The sequence below is a fragment of the Arthrobacter sp. G119Y2 genome, assembly GCF_038069765.1.
Lineage (GTDB): Bacteria > Actinomycetota > Actinomycetes > Actinomycetales > Micrococcaceae > Arthrobacter_B.
In genome coordinates this window covers 313115-328973 of record NZ_JBBPFS010000002.1, presented here as the reverse complement: position 1 = coordinate 328973, position 15859 = coordinate 313115, and the positions used below count along the sequence as shown (strand labels likewise).

At 65.7% G+C, this 15859-nt stretch carries 17 protein-coding genes; 7 read left to right on the top strand and 10 right to left on the bottom strand.

What is annotated here, in order from left to right:
* Window position 1 precedes the first annotated feature (1 nt).
* From WKB88_RS05250 to WKB88_RS05225, 6 genes are all read right to left on the bottom strand, one after another.
* Window positions 2-1573 carry a leucyl aminopeptidase family protein gene (locus WKB88_RS05250; protein WP_341393482.1) on the bottom strand — a complete coding sequence of 524 codons (1572 nt, stop codon included), beginning with the start codon at window positions 1571-1573 and terminating at the stop codon, window positions 2-4.
* 90 nt (window positions 1574-1663) lie between these two features.
* Window positions 1664-1831 (bottom strand): DUF3117 domain-containing protein, encoded by a 168-nt coding sequence (locus tag WKB88_RS05245; protein WP_152219550.1) that lies wholly within the window; start codon window positions 1829-1831, stop codon window positions 1664-1666.
* Between the two features lie 155 nt (window positions 1832-1986).
* On the bottom strand, window positions 1987-3243 hold the full coding sequence (locus WKB88_RS05240; RefSeq protein WP_341393481.1) for a hypothetical protein: 1257 nt from the start codon (window positions 3241-3243) through the stop codon (window positions 1987-1989).
* Window positions 3233-3811, bottom strand: a complete 579-nt coding sequence (locus tag WKB88_RS05235; protein WP_341393480.1) for a DNA-3-methyladenine glycosylase I — start codon at window positions 3809-3811, stop codon at window positions 3233-3235. Before WKB88_RS05235 ends, WKB88_RS05240 begins: the two co-directional genes overlap by 11 nt.
* Entirely contained in the window at window positions 3808-4194 is a 387-nt protein-coding gene (locus WKB88_RS05230) for a DivIVA domain-containing protein (RefSeq protein WP_341393479.1), read from the bottom strand. Before WKB88_RS05230 ends, WKB88_RS05235 begins: the two co-directional genes overlap by 4 nt.
* A 38-nt stretch (window positions 4195-4232) precedes the next feature.
* Window positions 4233-5003 (bottom strand): LOG family protein, encoded by a 771-nt coding sequence (locus tag WKB88_RS05225; RefSeq protein WP_341393478.1) that lies wholly within the window; start codon window positions 5001-5003, stop codon window positions 4233-4235.
* A gap of 136 nt (window positions 5004-5139) precedes the next feature.
* Here WKB88_RS05225 and WKB88_RS05220 point away from each other — a divergent pair, with 136 nt between their 5' ends.
* The 4 genes from WKB88_RS05220 (at window position 5140) to WKB88_RS05205 (ending at window position 8558) form a co-directional block, all read left to right on the top strand.
* Window positions 5140-5931: an amino acid ABC transporter ATP-binding protein gene (locus WKB88_RS05220; protein WP_341393477.1), complete on the top strand. Its 792-nt coding sequence runs from the start codon at window positions 5140-5142 to the stop codon at window positions 5929-5931.
* Between the two features lie 124 nt (window positions 5932-6055).
* Complete coding sequence (locus WKB88_RS05215) at window positions 6056-6907, top strand: glutamate ABC transporter substrate-binding protein (RefSeq protein WP_341393476.1); 852 nt, start codon at window positions 6056-6058, stop codon at window positions 6905-6907.
* Between the two features lie 104 nt (window positions 6908-7011).
* The gene (locus WKB88_RS05210; protein WP_341393475.1) at window positions 7012-7686 is read left to right on the top strand and encodes an amino acid ABC transporter permease; all 675 of its coding nucleotides are present in this window, start codon (window positions 7012-7014) and stop codon (window positions 7684-7686) included.
* Window positions 7683-8558: an amino acid ABC transporter permease gene (locus WKB88_RS05205; RefSeq protein WP_341393474.1), complete on the top strand. Its 876-nt coding sequence runs from the start codon at window positions 7683-7685 to the stop codon at window positions 8556-8558. The genes WKB88_RS05210 and WKB88_RS05205 overlap by 4 nt, the downstream gene beginning before the upstream one ends.
* 109 nt (window positions 8559-8667) lie before the next feature.
* Here the strand turns inward: WKB88_RS05205 and dapE are convergent, their stop codons facing one another.
* Window positions 8668-9759, bottom strand: coding sequence for a succinyl-diaminopimelate desuccinylase (gene dapE, locus WKB88_RS05200; RefSeq protein WP_341393473.1), 1092 nt, complete (start codon window positions 9757-9759; stop codon window positions 8668-8670).
* 87 nt (window positions 9760-9846) lie between these two features.
* On the opposite strand from dapE, the gene dapD reads away from it, so the two are divergent.
* Genes dapD through galE form a run of 3 tightly spaced genes read left to right on the top strand, consistent with a single transcriptional unit; the run spans window position 9847 to window position 12773 of the window.
* Window positions 9847-10827, top strand: coding sequence for a 2,3,4,5-tetrahydropyridine-2,6-dicarboxylate N-succinyltransferase (gene dapD, locus WKB88_RS05195; RefSeq protein ID WP_341393472.1), 981 nt, complete (start codon window positions 9847-9849; stop codon window positions 10825-10827).
* 18 nt (window positions 10828-10845) lie between these two features.
* Window positions 10846-11721: a hypothetical protein gene (locus WKB88_RS05190; RefSeq protein WP_341393471.1), complete on the top strand. Its 876-nt coding sequence runs from the start codon at window positions 10846-10848 to the stop codon at window positions 11719-11721.
* A gap of 35 nt (window positions 11722-11756) precedes the next feature.
* A complete protein-coding gene (gene galE / locus WKB88_RS05185; protein ID WP_341393470.1) occupies window positions 11757-12773 on the top strand; it encodes a UDP-glucose 4-epimerase GalE in 1017 nt (338 codons plus the stop codon).
* A gap of 91 nt (window positions 12774-12864) precedes the next feature.
* On the opposite strand, the gene WKB88_RS05180 is transcribed toward galE, so the two are convergent.
* The 3 genes from WKB88_RS05180 to fdxA form a co-directional block, all read right to left on the bottom strand.
* On the bottom strand, window positions 12865-14157 hold the full coding sequence (locus tag WKB88_RS05180; RefSeq protein WP_341393469.1) for a citrate synthase: 1293 nt from the start codon (window positions 14155-14157) through the stop codon (window positions 12865-12867).
* Between the two features lie 218 nt (window positions 14158-14375).
* Window positions 14376-15530, bottom strand: coding sequence for a succinyldiaminopimelate transaminase (gene dapC, locus WKB88_RS05175; RefSeq protein WP_341393468.1), 1155 nt, complete (start codon window positions 15528-15530; stop codon window positions 14376-14378).
* Window positions 15527-15853: a ferredoxin gene (gene fdxA, locus WKB88_RS05170; protein ID WP_229964965.1), complete on the bottom strand. Its 327-nt coding sequence runs from the start codon at window positions 15851-15853 to the stop codon at window positions 15527-15529. Before fdxA ends, dapC begins: the two co-directional genes overlap by 4 nt.
* Window positions 15854-15859 lie beyond the last annotated feature (6 nt).

Genomic DNA, 15859 nt, shown 5'->3' with positions numbered 1-15859 from the left:
CTCAGCTGCCCTGCGGAATGTCCCTGAGATAGGAAATCAGCAGGCGGGTACCGAATCCGGTGGCACCCTTGGAAACTTCATGGGTATCTGATCCGGCACGCATGGGGCCGGCAATGTCGATATGGGCCCATGCCGTGCCGTCGACAAACTTCTCCAGGAACAGCGCGGCCACGATCGCACCGGCACCGAACTTGAGCGCGGGCGGCGCCACATGCGCCAGGTCCGCGGTGGCTGAATCCAGTGCGTAGTCATACTCGTGAACCAGCGGCAGCTGCCAGACCCGGTCTCCGGAAGCGCTTCCGGCCTTTTCCAGTGCAGCGAGGAGCTGCGGAGAATTAGCAAACAGTGCTCCGTACTGCTGGCCCAGTCCCAGCGCGGCCGCCCCGGTCAGGGTAGCCACGTCCACCAGGACATCCGGTGCCAGTTCCGCCGCCGCATAGGCAAGTGCGTCGGCCAGGACCATGCGGCCCTCGGCGTCCGTGTTGCCGATTTCCACGGTCGTGCCGTTGTAGGTCTTCACCACGTCTCCCGGGCGGTACGCGGATGCGCCTATCGCGTTTTCGGCCAGCGCCAGCACCGCGGTTACCCGGTGGGGAAGCTTCAGCGCAGCCGCGGCCTCAACCGCGGCCAGCACAACGGCGGCACCGGCCATGTCCATTTTCATGGCCATCATGGCGTCGCGGGGCTTCAGCGAGATTCCCCCCGAGTCAAAGGTGATGCCCTTGCCCGCCAGGACGATGTGCTGGCCTTCTCCGGACTCCGGCCGGTAGGAAAGCTGCACCAGCCGCGGAGGATGGGCGGATCCTGAGCCGACCGCCAGCAGCCCGCCAAAACCCTGCCTGCGGAGTTCATCCTGGTCCAGCACGGACACTTCCAGTCCGGCGCGGGTTGCGGCGGCACTGCTCTGTGCTGCCATCCACTCGGGGGTTGCCCGGTCAGGCGGGAGGTTTGTCAGATCCCGTGCCAGCCAGACGGCGCGGGCGGTGATCTCGGCGATCTTCAGGGCCTCCGGGTCCAGCCCGGTCACTTCCATTTCCTTCGCCACGGGAGGGCCGGCAGGAGTTTTGCCCTCCCGGGGAGCCCGGTACCCGCCCAGGAGGAAGCCCTCCACGAAGGCCTGCTGGGCGGCAGCGTCCAGACCGTCAGCAACAGCGGTGCGGATCCGCCGGGCGCCCCGGGTGGCCCGGGCAAGGGCGGCACCGGCACGGCGCATGCTCAGCACCGATTCATCACCGACGCCAAGGAAAATCAGTTTGGCCGGCACCTGGCCGGTCTTGCCTGCGGGCGGTCCCACCAGGAGAGACTCACCGGCTTTGCCGGTGACTCCCTCAGCGGCGGCACGGGCAGCCACGTCCACCTCGTACCAGAGCGCCGTTTCCACGGCGCCCCGGCGCGGCTGGGGCGTGGGATGCAGCGCCTCCTCCGAATCCTCCCGGAGCGTTGTCTGCGGAGCGGCCGCCATGGCAACAGCCAGGACGTCGACTCCTTCGTCAGGCTCCGGCCGCAGCCCGGAACCGGCGGCGGGAATGCCGGCCCCCGGCTGCAGCGGTTCCGCCGCGGACACAGCGGTCATTGCCGTGCCCTGCGGCTCAAGCCCTGCGGCTGCCCCTGCCGGGGTGGCCCTGGAGGATCCTCTGGGAGGTCGCTGCATCTGTTTGCGTTCCTAGCTCGTGGCGCCCAGCAGGCAGTCTTTCAGCTTGCCGGCTTCCTCTGCGTTCAGCTCAACAACGAGACGGCCGCCGCCGTCGATCGGCACTCGCAGGATGAGGCTCCGCCCTTCCTTGGTGACCTCCATTGGTCCGTCCCCAGTGCGCGGTTTCATTGCAGCCATGTTCCAGTTCCCCTTTCACAGTGCACTGCGGGCAATCCCCCAGTCACATGTAACCCTCTGTCGCACGGCCTCAAACCAGCTCCGGCGGCAATTGTCCTTCATTATTCCGCACAAAGGTGACGCAAACGAAATTTCGTGTGTTCCCCGCCACAGGATCAGGGTGGATAATCCCCTCCGCCGGGAAGCGGTGTCCATCTCCACAGCCACGCCACCCAGACAATCTGGAGAACCAGGAACCCCGCGGCCACCGTCCAGCGGTAGGCACGGGAGGTGCTCAGAAACGCCAGCGCCAGGCCCAGCGGAAACAGCGGCAGCAGCAGCCGAAACGTGCTGGTCAGCGGGTTCAGGAAGGCAAACAGGTACATCAGGTACGCCGCGCACCATACCTGCAGCTCAACGCCCAGCCGGCGCACGGAGCCGGAATTCAGGTACAGGGCAGTCAGGAGCACCAGGAGCAGAAGCGCTGCCGGACCGAGAACCGGGCCGAACAGCCGCTCCGCCTCGTCGAACCAGGGCTTGAACAGCAGCAGGTGATCACCGCGCCAGGCAGTCTCCGTGTCCGTGTAGGCACGCAGATCCCCGGTGACGGCCCAGGCGAGCGCGGGCCACGCGAGGGCGCCGACGCCGGAGGCCAGGCCCAGCACGATCATCCGCCAGGTGTCGGCCAGGGAAAACGGTTCGGTCCGGCGCCGGATCCAGCGGCGGATAAAGAGCACCAGCATCATCAGCGCGAAGGCCACCCCCACCGGGCGGGACAGGCACATCACCAGCACCACCGGCACCGCGGCCAGATAACGGCGCTGCACCAGCAGGTACAGGGCCGCGGCGAGCAGCAGCAGGTTCAGTGACTCCGCATAGGGCACCTGCAGGATCGGCGATACCGGATTGACCGCCACGAACACAACGCCCCAGAGTGCGGTTCCGGCCGAAGCCTTCATTGCAAAGAGCCGGTACACCATCAGAGCCGCACCGAAACCGGCGGCCGTGGCAACCACCGGCCCCAGGACTTCCCATCCCAGTCCCGTTACGGCCGCGAGCGCCCGCACCAGTCCCGGAAAAAGTGCGTAGAACGCCCATTCATTCTCGAGCGCCCGCCCGGTTGCGTCCCGCGGTATTTCGGCGGGGTAACCGCCGCTGAAGATCTTTCCGTACCATTCGCTGTCCCAGGCTCCGATGAACTGCAGGTACGACGGCGTGCCCTCCCACCCCCAGGGGTTCAGCTCCTGCCGGGCGGCCACAGCCAGGAACAGGCCGAAGGAGAACAGGCGGGCAAGGGCCCAGACTGCGAGGACCTTCGCGTACCAGGGCCAGCGGCCAAAGGCCCCGGCCGCCGCAGCGGCTGCGCCGGCCAGGACGCGGTTGGGCCCTGACGCCCGCTGCTGGTCATTGTCCGGGGCAGCCCTACCCTCCATGGCGCACCCAGCAGCTTTCCAAATGATCGTTGACGAAACCGGTGGCCTGCAGCATGGCATAGGCCGTGGTGGGCCCTACAAAGCGGAATCCCCGCTGTTTCAACGCCTTGGCCAGTGCGGTGGATTCGGCGGTTACCGCGGGAACATCCGCAAGGGTTCGCGGTGCCGGACGCGACGGGTCCGGGCGGTGCTCCTGAAGCAGCTTTTCCAGGCTCTCGCCTACGGGCAGCTGCAGCAGTGCCCGGGCATTGGAGATGACGGCGTCGATCTTCGCGCGGTTCCGCACAATTCCGGCGTCGGCCATCAGCCGTTCACGGTCAGCGTCGGTATAGCCGGCGACGACGGCCGGATCGAAACCGGCGAAGGCTGCCCGGAAGGCAGGACGTTTGCGCAGGATCGTGATCCAGCTCAGGCCCGATTGGAAGGCTTCCAGGCTCAACCGTTCAAAAAGGGCATCTTCCCCGGTCACCGGACGGCCCCATTCCTCGTCGTGGTACCGCTGGTAGTCGGGGCTGCTGACGGCCCAGGGGCAGCGCAGCAGTCCGTCGGTGCCGGCTGCAGTACTCAAGGACGCACTTCCGGCTCTTCGGGCCCGCCCGGTTTTTCCGCTTCTTCCGGACCGGAGCTGCGCTGAGGCTTCCGCAGGGCGTCCAGAGCTGCATCCCGCTCGGCGAGCGCAGCCGCCAGCCGGGACAGGACCTCGTCAACCTGGTCCATGCGATAGCCCCGCAGTGCCACGGAGAACCGCAGCCGGCCGATATCGGACGCCTGCACCTTCTCGGGCAGCAGGACCGGGGGCAGCCTGGGATCCGGTTCGGCCAGCCCGGGGTCGCCGCCCGTCCCCGGAGCGCCGGGTCCGGCTGCGGATTTGCGGTGCAGCGGAAGCCCTGTGGCAAGGAGGGCAACGGCTCCTGCGGCAAAGACTGCCAGGAAGACCAGGATTGTTGTCACAGAACCATCGTGCCAGATGAGGCGGCTGCCCCGGGCCGCTACGGGGAGACGTGCCCGGCGCTGTCGGTGATCATCAGCCGTACAGCCTCCGCCGGATCATCCACCACGTGGATCAGGTCGAGGTCTTTGGCCGAGATCATGCCCTCACCCAGCAGGGTTCCCCGGACCCAGTCCATGAGCGGGCTCCAGAATTCGGTGCCGATGAGGACGATCGGGAAGGACGTGACCTTTTGGGTCTGCACCAGGGTCATGGCTTCGAAGAGTTCATCCATGGTGCCGAAGCCTCCCGGAAGGACGATGAATCCCTGGGCGTACTTGACGAACATGGTCTTGCGGACGAAGAAGTACCGGAAGTTGATGCCCAGGTCCACCCAGTCATTCAGCCCGGTTTCAAACGGGAGCTCAATGCCCAGGCCCACCGACAAACCCTCAGCTTCAACCGCACCCCGGTTTGCGGCCTCCATGGAGCCCGGTCCGCCGCCGGTGATGACCGCCAGCCCTTCCTCCGCGAGCAGCCGCCCCACTTCTTCACCGAGTTTGTAATAAGGCGAGCCGGGGAGGCTGCGGGCGGAGCCGAACACGCTGACTGCAGGACCGAGCTCGGACAAAGTGCCGAAGCCCTCCACGAACTCGCTCTGGATGCGCAGCACGCGCCAGGGATCGGTATGCGTGAAATGCGTCTGGTCGCTGCCGTCCAGCAGGTAGCGGTCCGACTGCGGTGCAGCAGCCTGCGCCCGGCGCAGTTCAACGGGTCCCCGCTTCCGGGGAGTGCCGATACGGGGACGGGACGTGTTGTCGCTGAGTTCCATGCTTCAAGGGTAAGCACATGTGTGGCAGCGGTCTCACGCCGGCCGCGGGCCGTGTTTGGTTGCTCTTGCGTCACGATTGCGGAGAAATTGTGGACTATGACACATTGCGGACACAATCATTGGCTATCTTCTTCTTATGACCCGTGACACATCCGAAGGCGCTACGCCTGATTCTGCATTGCCTGATTCTGCTGCTCCTCTTGTCTCGCTCAAGAACGTCAACAAGCACTTTGGGGACCTGCACGTCCTGCAGAACATCAACCTCGACGTAGCCCGCGGCGAAGTGGTCGTGGTGATCGGACCGTCAGGTTCCGGAAAGTCCACGCTCTGCCGTGCCATCAACCGGCTGGAGACCATCGACGACGGCGAAATCGCCGTTGACGGAAAAGTCCTGCCTGCCGAGGGCAAGGCCCTTGCCAAGCTGCGCGCCGACGTCGGCATGGTTTTCCAGTCCTTCAATCTCTTTGCCCACAAGACCATCCTCGACAACGTGTCGCTGGGCCCGGTCAAGGTCAAAGGCATGAAGTCCGCCGAAGCGAAGAAGCTCTCGATGGACCTGCTGGAACGGGTGGGAGTGGCCAACCAGGCGAACAAGCTTCCCGCCCAGCTCTCCGGCGGCCAGCAGCAGCGCGTGGCGATTGCCCGGGCGCTGGCCATGAAACCCAAGGTCATGCTGTTCGACGAACCCACCTCGGCGCTGGACCCCGAGATGATCAACGAAGTCCTGGACACCATGGTCGGTCTGGCCAAGGAGGGCATGACCATGATCGTGGTGACCCACGAGATGGGATTTGCCCGCAAAGCCGCCGACCGCGTGGTGTTCATGGCCGACGGACAGATCGTCGAAGAGGCCACGCCGGAGGAATTCTTCACCAATCCCAAGAGCAGCCGGGCCAAGGACTTCCTGGGCAAGATCCTCGCCCACTAGCCGGGCCGGTCAGCACTTACCGATATACAGATTCACCGATAGACAAGCACAGATTCACACGTTGGGGGCAACCCCTTGAAGCAAGGCCAACCCGTCCGGTTAGGCCGCTAAACAAGGAGAAATCATGCGCAAGACCCGCTACGCAGCAGTGGCATTCGCCGCTGCCGCAGCACTGACCATGTCCGCCTGCGGAGGCGACTCCGGCACCGAAGCCGGCAGCGGCGAGACCGGCTCCGGTTCCGGCGACACCATCCGGATCGGCATTAAGTTCGACCAGCCGGGACTGGGTTTCAAGGAAGGCAACGAGTACACGGGCTTCGACGTCGACGTCGCCAAGTACGTGGCAGAGGACCTGGGCTACACCGAAGATCAGATCAAGTGGGTGGAAACCCCCTCCGCACAGCGCGAAAACGTGCTGGAAAACGGCGAAGTGGACATGATCTTCGCTACCTACTCCATCACTGACGCCCGCAAGGAGCGCGTGGGCTTCGCCGGACCGTACTTCATTGCCGGCCAGGACCTGCTGGTCAACGCCGACAACAGCGACATCAACGGCCCCGAGGACCTCAACGGCAAGACGCTGTGCTCGGTCACCGGTTCCACTTCCGCACAGAAGATCAAGGACACCCTCGCGTCCGACGTGAACCTGCTGGAGCAGGGCGGCTACGCCAACTGCGTCACCGCCATGCAGGGCGGCCAGGTTGACGCCGTCACCACCGACGACATCATCCTCGCCGGCCTCGCCTCCACCGATGCCAACTCCGGCAAGTTCAAGGTGGTCGGCAACCCGTTCACCGAAGAGCAGTACGGTGTGGGCATCTCCAAGGACAGCGACCAGTGTGAAGCCATCAACACGGCCATCCGCACCATGGTCGAAGACGGTTCCTGGGAAGAGGCCATCAAGGCCAACACCGAGGGTGCCGACTACACCTACAACGATGAGCTGAACCCGCCGGAGCCTGCAGCCTGCGCATAGGCACATCAACCGGCGGTGACCCGCCGGCGTAAACCTCGGTGCATGCGAAGGACATTGTTCCCTTCGCATGCACCGGTTTCTTTCTCTCACAGAAGAGGTACATCATGGGTGGTTTCTTCGCCCTCTTCGAGGATTACGACGTCGTCGCCGCGTTCTGGGTCAACATCCAGCTGGCGTTCTGGGCGGCCCTCGCATCCCTGGTGCTCGGCACCATCCTCGCCGTCATGCGGATCTCGCCGATCGCCAGCCTGCGCTGGTTCGGCACTGCCTACGTCAATATCTTCCGCAACACCCCGCTGACCATCATCATGGTGTTCTCGGTGCTGGGCCTGTGGGGCCAGCTCCAGGTGAACTTCGTCAAGGACTTTGACCTCAACTTCTTCCTGCTGGCGGTCCTGTCCCTGAGCATCTATCACGCAGCCTTTGTCTGCGAGGCGATCAGGTCCGGCGTGAACACCGTTCCGCTCGGCCAGGCCGAGGCGGCCCGGTCCATCGGCCTGTCCTTCCTGCCCGCCGCCTGGCTGATCATTCTGCCGCAGGCCTTCCGGGGCGCCGTCGCACCGCTGGGCAACGTGCTGATCGCCCTGGTGAAAAACACCACCGTGGCTGCCGCTGCGAGTGTGGCCGAGGCCTCCGGCCTCATGAAAACCATGATTGAGTTCCGGCCGGACGTTATGACCCAGATCTTCCTGACCTTTGCCATTGGCTTTGTTGTCATCGTGATCCCCATCGGCCTGCTCACCACCTGGGCCTCGAAGAAACTGGCGGTGGCCCGATGAGCACCCAAGCTGTCCTGTTCGACGTTCCCGGGCCCCGGGCGAAGCGCCGGATCCTGGTCTTCAACATCCTCGGCGCACTCTTGGTCCTGGGCATCCTCGCGGTAGCCGTCAACGGGCTGGCCGAAAAGGACCAGTTCGAAGCCGCTAAATGGACGCCGTTCCTGGAATGGAGTACCTGGCGCTTCACGCTGCTGCCCGGCCTGCTTGCAACCCTGAAGGCCGCCGGCGTCGCCGTCGTCACCTCCATCGCCTTTGGCCTGCTCTTCGGCTTCGGCCGGCTCTCCGGGCTGGCCCCGCTGCGCTGGGTATGCGACGTCGTGGTGGAGTTCTTCCGCGCCGTCCCGGTGCTGCTGATGATGATCTTCCTGTACCAGTTCTTCGCCAAGTCCACCCCGATGGAAGCATCCAGTGCTCCGTTCTGGGCGGTTGTGGTGGCGCTGACCCTCTACAACGGATCAGTGATCGCCGAACTGGTACGCTCGGGCGTCTTCGGGCTGCCCAAGGGCCAGCGCGAAGCAGGACTGGCCATCGGGCTGACTCCGGCCCAGTCGCTGCGCAGCATCGAGATTCCGCAGGCCCTCGTGGCTATGCTGCCGGCGCTGCTCGGCCAGTTTGTCGTGATCCTCAAGGACTCGGCACTGGGCTACATCATCGGCTACACCGACCTGCTGGCCAACGCGCAGCGCTTCGGTGCCGGAGCCGGCAACATGCTGCCGTCCCTGCTGGTGGCCGCAGCCATCTTCATTCTGATCAACATGCTGCTGACCTTCACCGCGCAGCGGCTCTCCCGCCTGCTCGGCGCACGCGCCGGCAAGCTGCTGCAGCGCGAAGATGCCATCGACCCTGAAGGCGTGGAAGCGCCGGTCAAGTAGCTTCTGCTCCAGCGGGCGAACCGTCCGCGGCAGTAAAAAAGGGGAGGCCGGCCGGCCTCCCCTTTTTTGCTGCCGCCTTGAGCTAGCTGAGCCAGCTGAACCAACTGCGCTAGCTGAGCCAGCTGCGCAGCGCCGCCAGGCAGGCCCGCACGGCGCCGGCATGCACGTGCTCGTTGTCCGTGTGCGCCAGCAGGGCGTCCCCCGGCCCGAAGTTCACGGCGGGGATTCCCATCTCGCTGAAGCGGGCGACGTCGGTCCAGCCGTACTTGGGTTTGGGTTCGGCACCGACGGCGGCCACAAAGCTGGCTGCGGCCGGCCGGTCCAGGCCGGGCCGGGCGCCCGATGCCGCGTCAGTGCGGACCAGGTCGAACCCGGCGAGCAGGTTCCGCACATAGGCCTCTGCTTCTTCGATGCTCTTGTCCGGAGCAAACCGGTAGTTGATCTCCACGGTGGCTGCATCCGGGATGACGTTTCCCGCGGTTCCGCCCCAGATCTTAACCGCGTTCAGCGACTCCCGGTAGTCCAGGCCTTCCACCGCCACCGTGGCCGGCTCGTGGTCCCGCAGCCGGGTCAGGATCTCCGCCGCCGCGTGGATGGCATTCTCCCCCATCCAGGCGCGGGCGGAATGTGCGGCTTTGCCCGTGGTGGAGGCGTGGAAACGCATGGTGCCGTTGCAGCCGCCCTCCACGGTGCCGTTGGTCGGTTCCAGGAGGACCGCGAAGTCGGCGGCCAGCCAGTCCGGATAGCTGCGCTGCAGCCGGCCCAGCCCGCTCAGCGAGGCTTCGACTTCCTCATGGTCGTAAAAAACGTAGGTCACGTCCCGGTTCGGTGCCGTGAGTTCCGCAGCCAGTGCCAGCTGCACCGCTACGCCGCCCTTCATGTCGGTGGCTCCCCGCCCGTACAGCACATCGCCGTCCCAGGACGACGGCACTGTTCCGCGGGAGCCTTCCACCGTCGGCAGCGGCACGGTGTCCAGATGTCCGGCCAGCAGGACCCGTTCCCCGCGCCCCAGGGACGTGCGCGCAATAATGGAGTCGCCGTCGCGCACCACCTCCAGGTGCGGAAGCTCACGAAGCGCCGCCTCCACGGCGTCGGCCACATTCTTTTCATTGCCGGAGACACTCTCGATGTCCATGAGGTCGGCGGTCAGCAGGGCAACGTCGCGGGTCAGGTCCAGGGTCCGGGATGGCGTGTCAGTCATGTCTCCACCCTACCGAGAGCGGCTGGACGGCCCTGCCGGGTTGCGCCGCACCGGCCGCCCGCATGAGCCGTCGGTAGACTGGAAGGCATGACTTCAAGCACCTCCTCCCCGACCGCCCGCATTGCCTCCGGCCTGGGCCTGGCCACCATCACCAGCGACGGCACCGTCCTGGATGTCTGGTACCCGCAGCCCGTGCTCGCAGCCCTTCCTTCCGCTGACGACGCCCCGGCCGATGCCCTCGAGGCCGAACTCTCAGCAGCAGCCGCCTCGATGACCGACGCCGAGCGCGGCACCCGCGGCGAAGTCCTGCGCACCGAGATCGATCTCGACGCGGCACCCGCCTCCACCGCCGACGCCTACCTGCGCCTGCACCTGCTCTCCGCCCGTCTGGCCGCCCCGAACACCCTGAACGTTGACGGAATCTTCGGGCAGCTGCCCAACGTGGTGTGGACCAACTTCGGCCCGTGCGCCGTCGAAGGCTTCGAGTCCGTCCGCCTGCGGCTGCGTGCCCGCGGCCCGGTGACCGTTTTCGGCGTGGACAAGTTCCCGCGCATGACGGATTATGTCGTCCCCTCCGGTGTCCGGATCGCCGACGCCGGCCGGGTCCGCCTGGGCGCACACCTGGCCGAGGGAACCACGGTCATGCATGAGGGCTTTGTGAACTTCAACGCCGGCACGCTGGGCGTTTCCATGGTGGAAGGCCGCATTTCAGCCGGCGTAGTGGTGGGCAACGGAACCGACGTGGGCGGCGGCGCCTCCATCATGGGCACCCTCTCCGGCGGCGGCCGCGAGAAGATCACCCTGGGCGAGCGTGTCCTTCTGGGCGCCAACTCCGGCGTGGGGATCAGCATCGGCAACGAATCAGTCGTGGAAGCCGGCCTCTACATCACCGCCGGCACACGGGTCTCGGTGCTGGTTCCGGGCGAGGAACCACAGATCGTCAAGGCGGTGGAACTCTCCGGAGTTCCCAACCTGCTGTTCCGCCGCAACTCGGTCACCGGCAGCGTGGAAGCCCTGGCCCGCAGCGGAGCATCCGTGGAGCTCAACGCCGCCCTGCACGCCAACTAGGGCAGCGGCGCTCCGCCCATGCCTGCCACAGGTCCCGCCGCCCGGCGCAGCAGCGGATTCCTTCCGGTGCTGCTGCTGGTGGTGCTCTTCCTGGTCGCCGTCACCGTCTACGCCGTCTCGGCACTCCGTGAGCCGGGCAAAGAGACGGCCGCCCCGCCGTCGTGCACTGCGACGGCCGACGGCGCCGAGTACCACCTGACGCCGGCACGGGCGGAGACGGCAGCCCTCATCGCCGGTATTTCGGTGCGCCGGGGCATGCCGGCGCGGGCCGCTTCCATTGCCGTGGCGACCGCCATCCAGGAGTCCGGGCTGCGGAACCTCGATTACGGGGACGACGCCGGCCCGGACTCCCGCGGCTTATTCCAGCAGCGCCCGTCCCAGGGCTGGGGCAGCGAGGAACAGGTCATGGACCGGGTGTACGCGGCCAATGCCTTTTACGATGCTCTGGAAAAAGTCCCGAACTACGCGGACCTTCCCCTGACCGTGGCCGCCCAAACGGTCCAGCGCAGCGCCTTCCCCGATGCGTATGCGGACCACGAGGACGAGGCCAAGGCGTTTGCGTCCGCCCTGACCGGGCACTCCCCCGCCGCCATGACATGCACGCTCGATCCGCCGTCGGCCTCGGGCAGCCCGGAGGCTGTCCTGGCCGCGCTGACCGCGGTCTACGGCCCGGTGGAAGCCACGGTCGAGGGCTCGCGCATTACCGTGGCGGGCACCGGCAGCTACGGCTGGTCGGTGGCGGAGTGGGCCGTGGCCTCCGCCGACGCGCTTTCCCTTGATTCCGTGGCCTTTGACGAACGCCGGTGGACGCGGGCCACGGGGACCTGGGACCCGGCGCCGGCGGCCGGCGGCGCGGTGGTGCTGACGGTTTTCCGGGCAGCGGAGCAATCCTGATCCGGTGCCCGTGCCGCATCCACTAGTCTGAAGTCATGCGAATACTTGTTACCGGAGGCACGGGATACATCGGTTCCCACACCACGCTGGCCCTGCTGGAAGCAGGCCACGACGTCGTCGTGCTCGACAACCTGGCCAACTCAAGCGAAGAATCCCTGAACCGGGTCCAGGACCTGGCCGGGCGCCGCGCCGAATTCGTCCGCGCGGACCTGCTGGACGAGCCGGCCGTTGACGCTGTCTTCACCGACCATGCGATCGACGCCGTCATTCACTTTGCCGGTCTGAAGGCCGTCGGGGAATCCGTGGCCAAGCCGCTGTACTATTACCACAACAATGTGGGCGGCACCCTGAACCTGCTGCGCATGATGGACAAGCATGATGTCCGCACCCTCGTCTTCAGTTCCTCGGCCACCGTGTACGGAGCCTCCGAAGAGGTTCCCCTTACGGAAAAAACGCCGATGGACGCCGTGAACCCCTACGGCCGCACCAAGGAACAGATCGAAGACATCCTGGCCGATCTGGGCGCTGCCGACGAGCGCTGGAACATTGCGCTGCTGCGCTACTTCAACCCCGCCGGCGCCCACGAATCCGGCCGGATCGGCGAAGATCCCACCGGCGTGCCGAACAACCTGCTGCCGTTTGTGGCCCAGGTGGCCGTTGGCCGCCGCGAAAAGGTCATGGTCTTCGGCGACGACTACCCCACCCCCGACGGCACCGGCGTGCGCGACTACATCCATGTCGTGGACCTCGCTGCAGGGCACCTGGCCGCCCTGGAATACATCACCGCCAAGTCCGGCGTGCACCGCTGGAACCTCGGCACCGGCAACGGCTCCTCGGTGCTGCAGGTGCTGGCTGCCTTCTCCAGGGCCGCCGGCAAGGAGATCCCGTACGAAACCACCGACCGCCGGCCCGGCGACGCCGCCGTCAGCTACGCTGATCCGTCAGCAGCGCTGGCAGAGCTTGGCTGGTCCGCCACGCGGTCGCTGGACGCCATGTGTGAAGACCACTGGCGCTGGCAGAAGAACAACCCGCAGGGCTACGCCGGATCCTGACGCACCTGATCCTGACGGACGCGAAGAAGGCCCCCGGAATCCGATGGGATTCCGGGGGCCTTCCTTTTATGCCGTTGAGCTTGGCCTGGACCTAGCGGGCCGGGTAGTTCCGCTCCGGGGCGCCCGTGTAGAGCTGGCGCGGGCGGCCAATCTTCGTCTGCGGGTCCTGCATCATTTCGCGCCACTGGGCAATCCAGCCCGGCAGGCGTCCAATGGCGAAGAGGACGGTGAACATCTTTTCCGGGAAGCCCATGGCCTTGTAGATCAGGCCGGTGTAGAAGTCCACGTTCGGGTACAGCTTGCGCTCGATGAAGTAATCATCGGCGAGGGCCTTCTCTTCCAGGCGCATGGCGATGTCCAGCAGCTCGTCGTTGCCGCCGAGCTTTGCCAGGATGTCGTGGGCGGTGGCCTTGACGATCTTGGCGCGCGGATCGTAGTTCTTGTAGACGCGGTGCCCGAAGCCCATGAGCTTCACGCCGTCTTCCTTGTTCTTGACCTTCTCCATGAAGGTTTCCGGCGCCATGCCCGTGGACTTGATGTCCCGGAGCATGTTCAGCACGGCCTCGTTGGCCCCGCCGTGCAGCGGGCCGAAGAGGGCGCTGATGCCGGCGGACACGGAAGCGAACATGTTCGCGTTCGAGGAGCCGACCAGGCGCACCGTCGAGGTGGAGCAGTTCTGCTCGTGGTCTGCATGCAGGATCAGCAGCAGGTCCAGCGCCTTGACCAGGTCGGGATCAATTTCATACGGTTCCGCCGGGAAGCCGAAGCTCAGGCGCATGAAGTTCTCCACGAGGTTCATGGAGTTGTCCGGGTACAGCATGGGCTGGCCGATGGACTTCTTGTGCGCGTAAGCGGCGATCACCGGCAGCTTTGCCATCAGACGGACGGTGGAGAGCTCCACCTGCTCTTCATCAAACGGGTCCAGGGAATCCTGGTAGAACGTCGAGAGCGCGCTGACTGCGGAGGACAGCACCGGCATCGGGTGTGCGTCCCGGGGGAAACCGCCGAAGAAGCCCTTGAGGTCTTCATGCAGCAGCGTGTGGCGGCGGATCCGCTGGTCAAAGGCTTCCAGCTCCGTGGGGGTCGGGAGGTTTCCGTAGATCAGCAGATACGAAGTCTCCAGGAAGCTGGAGTGCTTGGCGAGCTGCTCAATCGGATAACCGCGGTACCGCAGGATGCCGGCGTCGCCGTCAATGTAAGTAATGGCGGACTTGGTAGCCGCGGTATTCATAAAGCCGGGGTCAAACGTGACGGTTCCGGTCTGCTTCAGCAGCTTGGAGACGTCAAAGCCGTCGTTGCCCTCCGCCGCTGCAACGCGGGGGAGCTCGAGCCGGTCTTCGGTGTTTTCCCCATAGTGCAGCTGTGCACTGGGACGCTCAGTCATTAAGTCTCCTTCAGGAGTTTGAAGAAACCAGAGCTACGGGCGTCGCGTGGTGTGGGGGGCGCCCATAGTGTCAATTCCGCTAAATCTATTTACGCAAAACGCTACCCTTTGGGCGCCCTTTACGACTAATCGGCGGCCGGGTTGTTGTGGAAGCGAAACATGTCGCTCCTCCGCGTCCGGCGTTATAAGCACGGGCTCCCCCCGCAGGCCGTCCCCGCTTATCCGGCGGCGGCAGTCAGCCGCCGTGCCGCGGCCGCGACCCGTTCATCGGAGCCGGTGAGCGCAATGCGGACAAAGCCCGCACCTTCATTTCCGTAAATGACGCCGGGGCCGGAGACAATACCCAGCTTCGCCAGCCGTTCCACGGTCTGCCAGGTGTCCTCGCCGGCTGTGGCCCAGAGATAGAGCCCTGCCTCGGAGTGGTGGATGGTCAGCCCGAAGGCTTCCAGAGCGGGAACCAGCAGCTCCCGGCGCGCACGGTACTTCTCCTTCTGCGCCGCCACGTGGGCGTCGTCGGAGAGGGCGGCGATCATTGCGGCCTGCACCGGCGCCGGAACGATCATTCCGGCATGTTTGCGGCTGTTGACGAGGTTGGCGATGATCGCCCCGTCACCGGCGACAAACGCGGCACGGTAGCCGGCCATGTTGGACTGCTTGCTCAGCGAGTACACCGACAGCAGCAGGTCATTGCTGCCGCCGCTGACCACAGGGTCCAGGATGCTCGGCACGGGCCGGCCGCCGCGGTCGGGATCCCAGTCGCCCCATCCCAGTTCGGCATAGCATTCGTCCGAGGCGACCACGGCTCCGATTCTCTGCGCGGAGTCCACGAGGGAGCGCAGCGAGTCTGCGGAGCGCACAATGCCGGTCGGGTTTCCCGGGGAGTTGACCCAGACCAGCCGCACGCGGGCACGGACGTCGTCGTCAAGCTCTTCAAGACTGTCGGCGGCCACGGGGGTGGCGCCGGCCAGCAGGGCACCCATGTCATAGGTGGGGTAGGCAACGGTGGGGCGGACGACGACGTCGCCCTCCCCCAGCCCCAGCAGCAGCGGCAGCCACGCCACCAGTTCCTTGGAACCCACGCTGGGCATGATGTCCTCCGGATCCAGTCCCGGGACATTGCGGCGCCGGGCGTACCAGCCGCTGATGGCCTGCCGGAGAGCCGGTGTGCCGTGCGTGGTGGGATAGCCGGGCGCGTCAGCAGCCGCGCTCAGGGCCTCCCGGACAACGGCGGGCGTCGGGTCCACGGGAGTGCCGATGGAGAGGTTGACGGCACCGTCCGGGTGCTCCGCAGCCAGCTTGGCGTAGGGAGCCATGGCTTCCCACGGATACTCCGGCAGGTCCAGCCCGAAGGTGCGCGAAGGGGCGGAACTCATGCCTCTTGGTTCTGCGGGGGAAGGACGGCGATGATCGGGTGGTCCTTGTGCGTATTGCCGATCTTTGCCGCACCGCCCGGTGAACCCAGGTCGTCAAAGAATTCAACGTTGGCCTTGTAGTACTCGGCCCATTCTTCGGGGGTGTCGTCCTCGTAGTAGATCGCTTCAACGGGGCAGACCGGTTCACAGGCACCGCAGTCGACGCACTCGTCGGGGTGAATGTAGAGGGAGCGTTCACCTTCATAGATGCAGTCCACCGGGCATTCCTCAATGCATGCCTTGTCTTTTACATCTACGCATGGCTGCGCAATTACGTACGTCACGATCCC

Coding starts and splice junctions, on each gene's coding strand:
- WKB88_RS05250 (WP_341393482.1), bottom strand. CDS start 1,573: ATGACCGCTGTGTCCGCGGCGGAACCGCTGCAGCCGGGGGCCGGCATT.
- WKB88_RS05245 (WP_152219550.1), bottom strand. CDS start 1,831: ATGGCTGCAATGAAACCGCGCACTGGGGACGGACCAATGGAGGTCACC.
- WKB88_RS05240 (WP_341393481.1), bottom strand. CDS start 3,243: ATGGAGGGTAGGGCTGCCCCGGACAATGACCAGCAGCGGGCGTCAGGG.
- WKB88_RS05225 (WP_341393478.1), bottom strand. CDS start 5,003: ATGGAACTCAGCGACAACACGTCCCGTCCCCGTATCGGCACTCCCCGG.
- WKB88_RS05220 (WP_341393477.1), top strand. CDS start 5,140: ATGACCCGTGACACATCCGAAGGCGCTACGCCTGATTCTGCATTGCCT.
- WKB88_RS05215 (WP_341393476.1), top strand. CDS start 6,056: ATGCGCAAGACCCGCTACGCAGCAGTGGCATTCGCCGCTGCCGCAGCA.
- WKB88_RS05210 (WP_341393475.1), top strand. CDS start 7,012: ATGGGTGGTTTCTTCGCCCTCTTCGAGGATTACGACGTCGTCGCCGCG.
- WKB88_RS05205 (WP_341393474.1), top strand. CDS start 7,683: ATGAGCACCCAAGCTGTCCTGTTCGACGTTCCCGGGCCCCGGGCGAAG.
- dapE (WP_341393473.1), bottom strand. CDS start 9,759: ATGACTGACACGCCATCCCGGACCCTGGACCTGACCCGCGACGTTGCC.
- dapD (WP_341393472.1), top strand. CDS start 9,847: ATGACTTCAAGCACCTCCTCCCCGACCGCCCGCATTGCCTCCGGCCTG.
- WKB88_RS05190 (WP_341393471.1), top strand. CDS start 10,846: ATGCCTGCCACAGGTCCCGCCGCCCGGCGCAGCAGCGGATTCCTTCCG.
- galE (WP_341393470.1), top strand. CDS start 11,757: ATGCGAATACTTGTTACCGGAGGCACGGGATACATCGGTTCCCACACC.
- WKB88_RS05180 (WP_341393469.1), bottom strand. CDS start 14,157: ATGACTGAGCGTCCCAGTGCACAGCTGCACTATGGGGAAAACACCGAA.
- dapC (WP_341393468.1), bottom strand. CDS start 15,530: ATGAGTTCCGCCCCTTCGCGCACCTTCGGGCTGGACCTGCCGGAGTAT.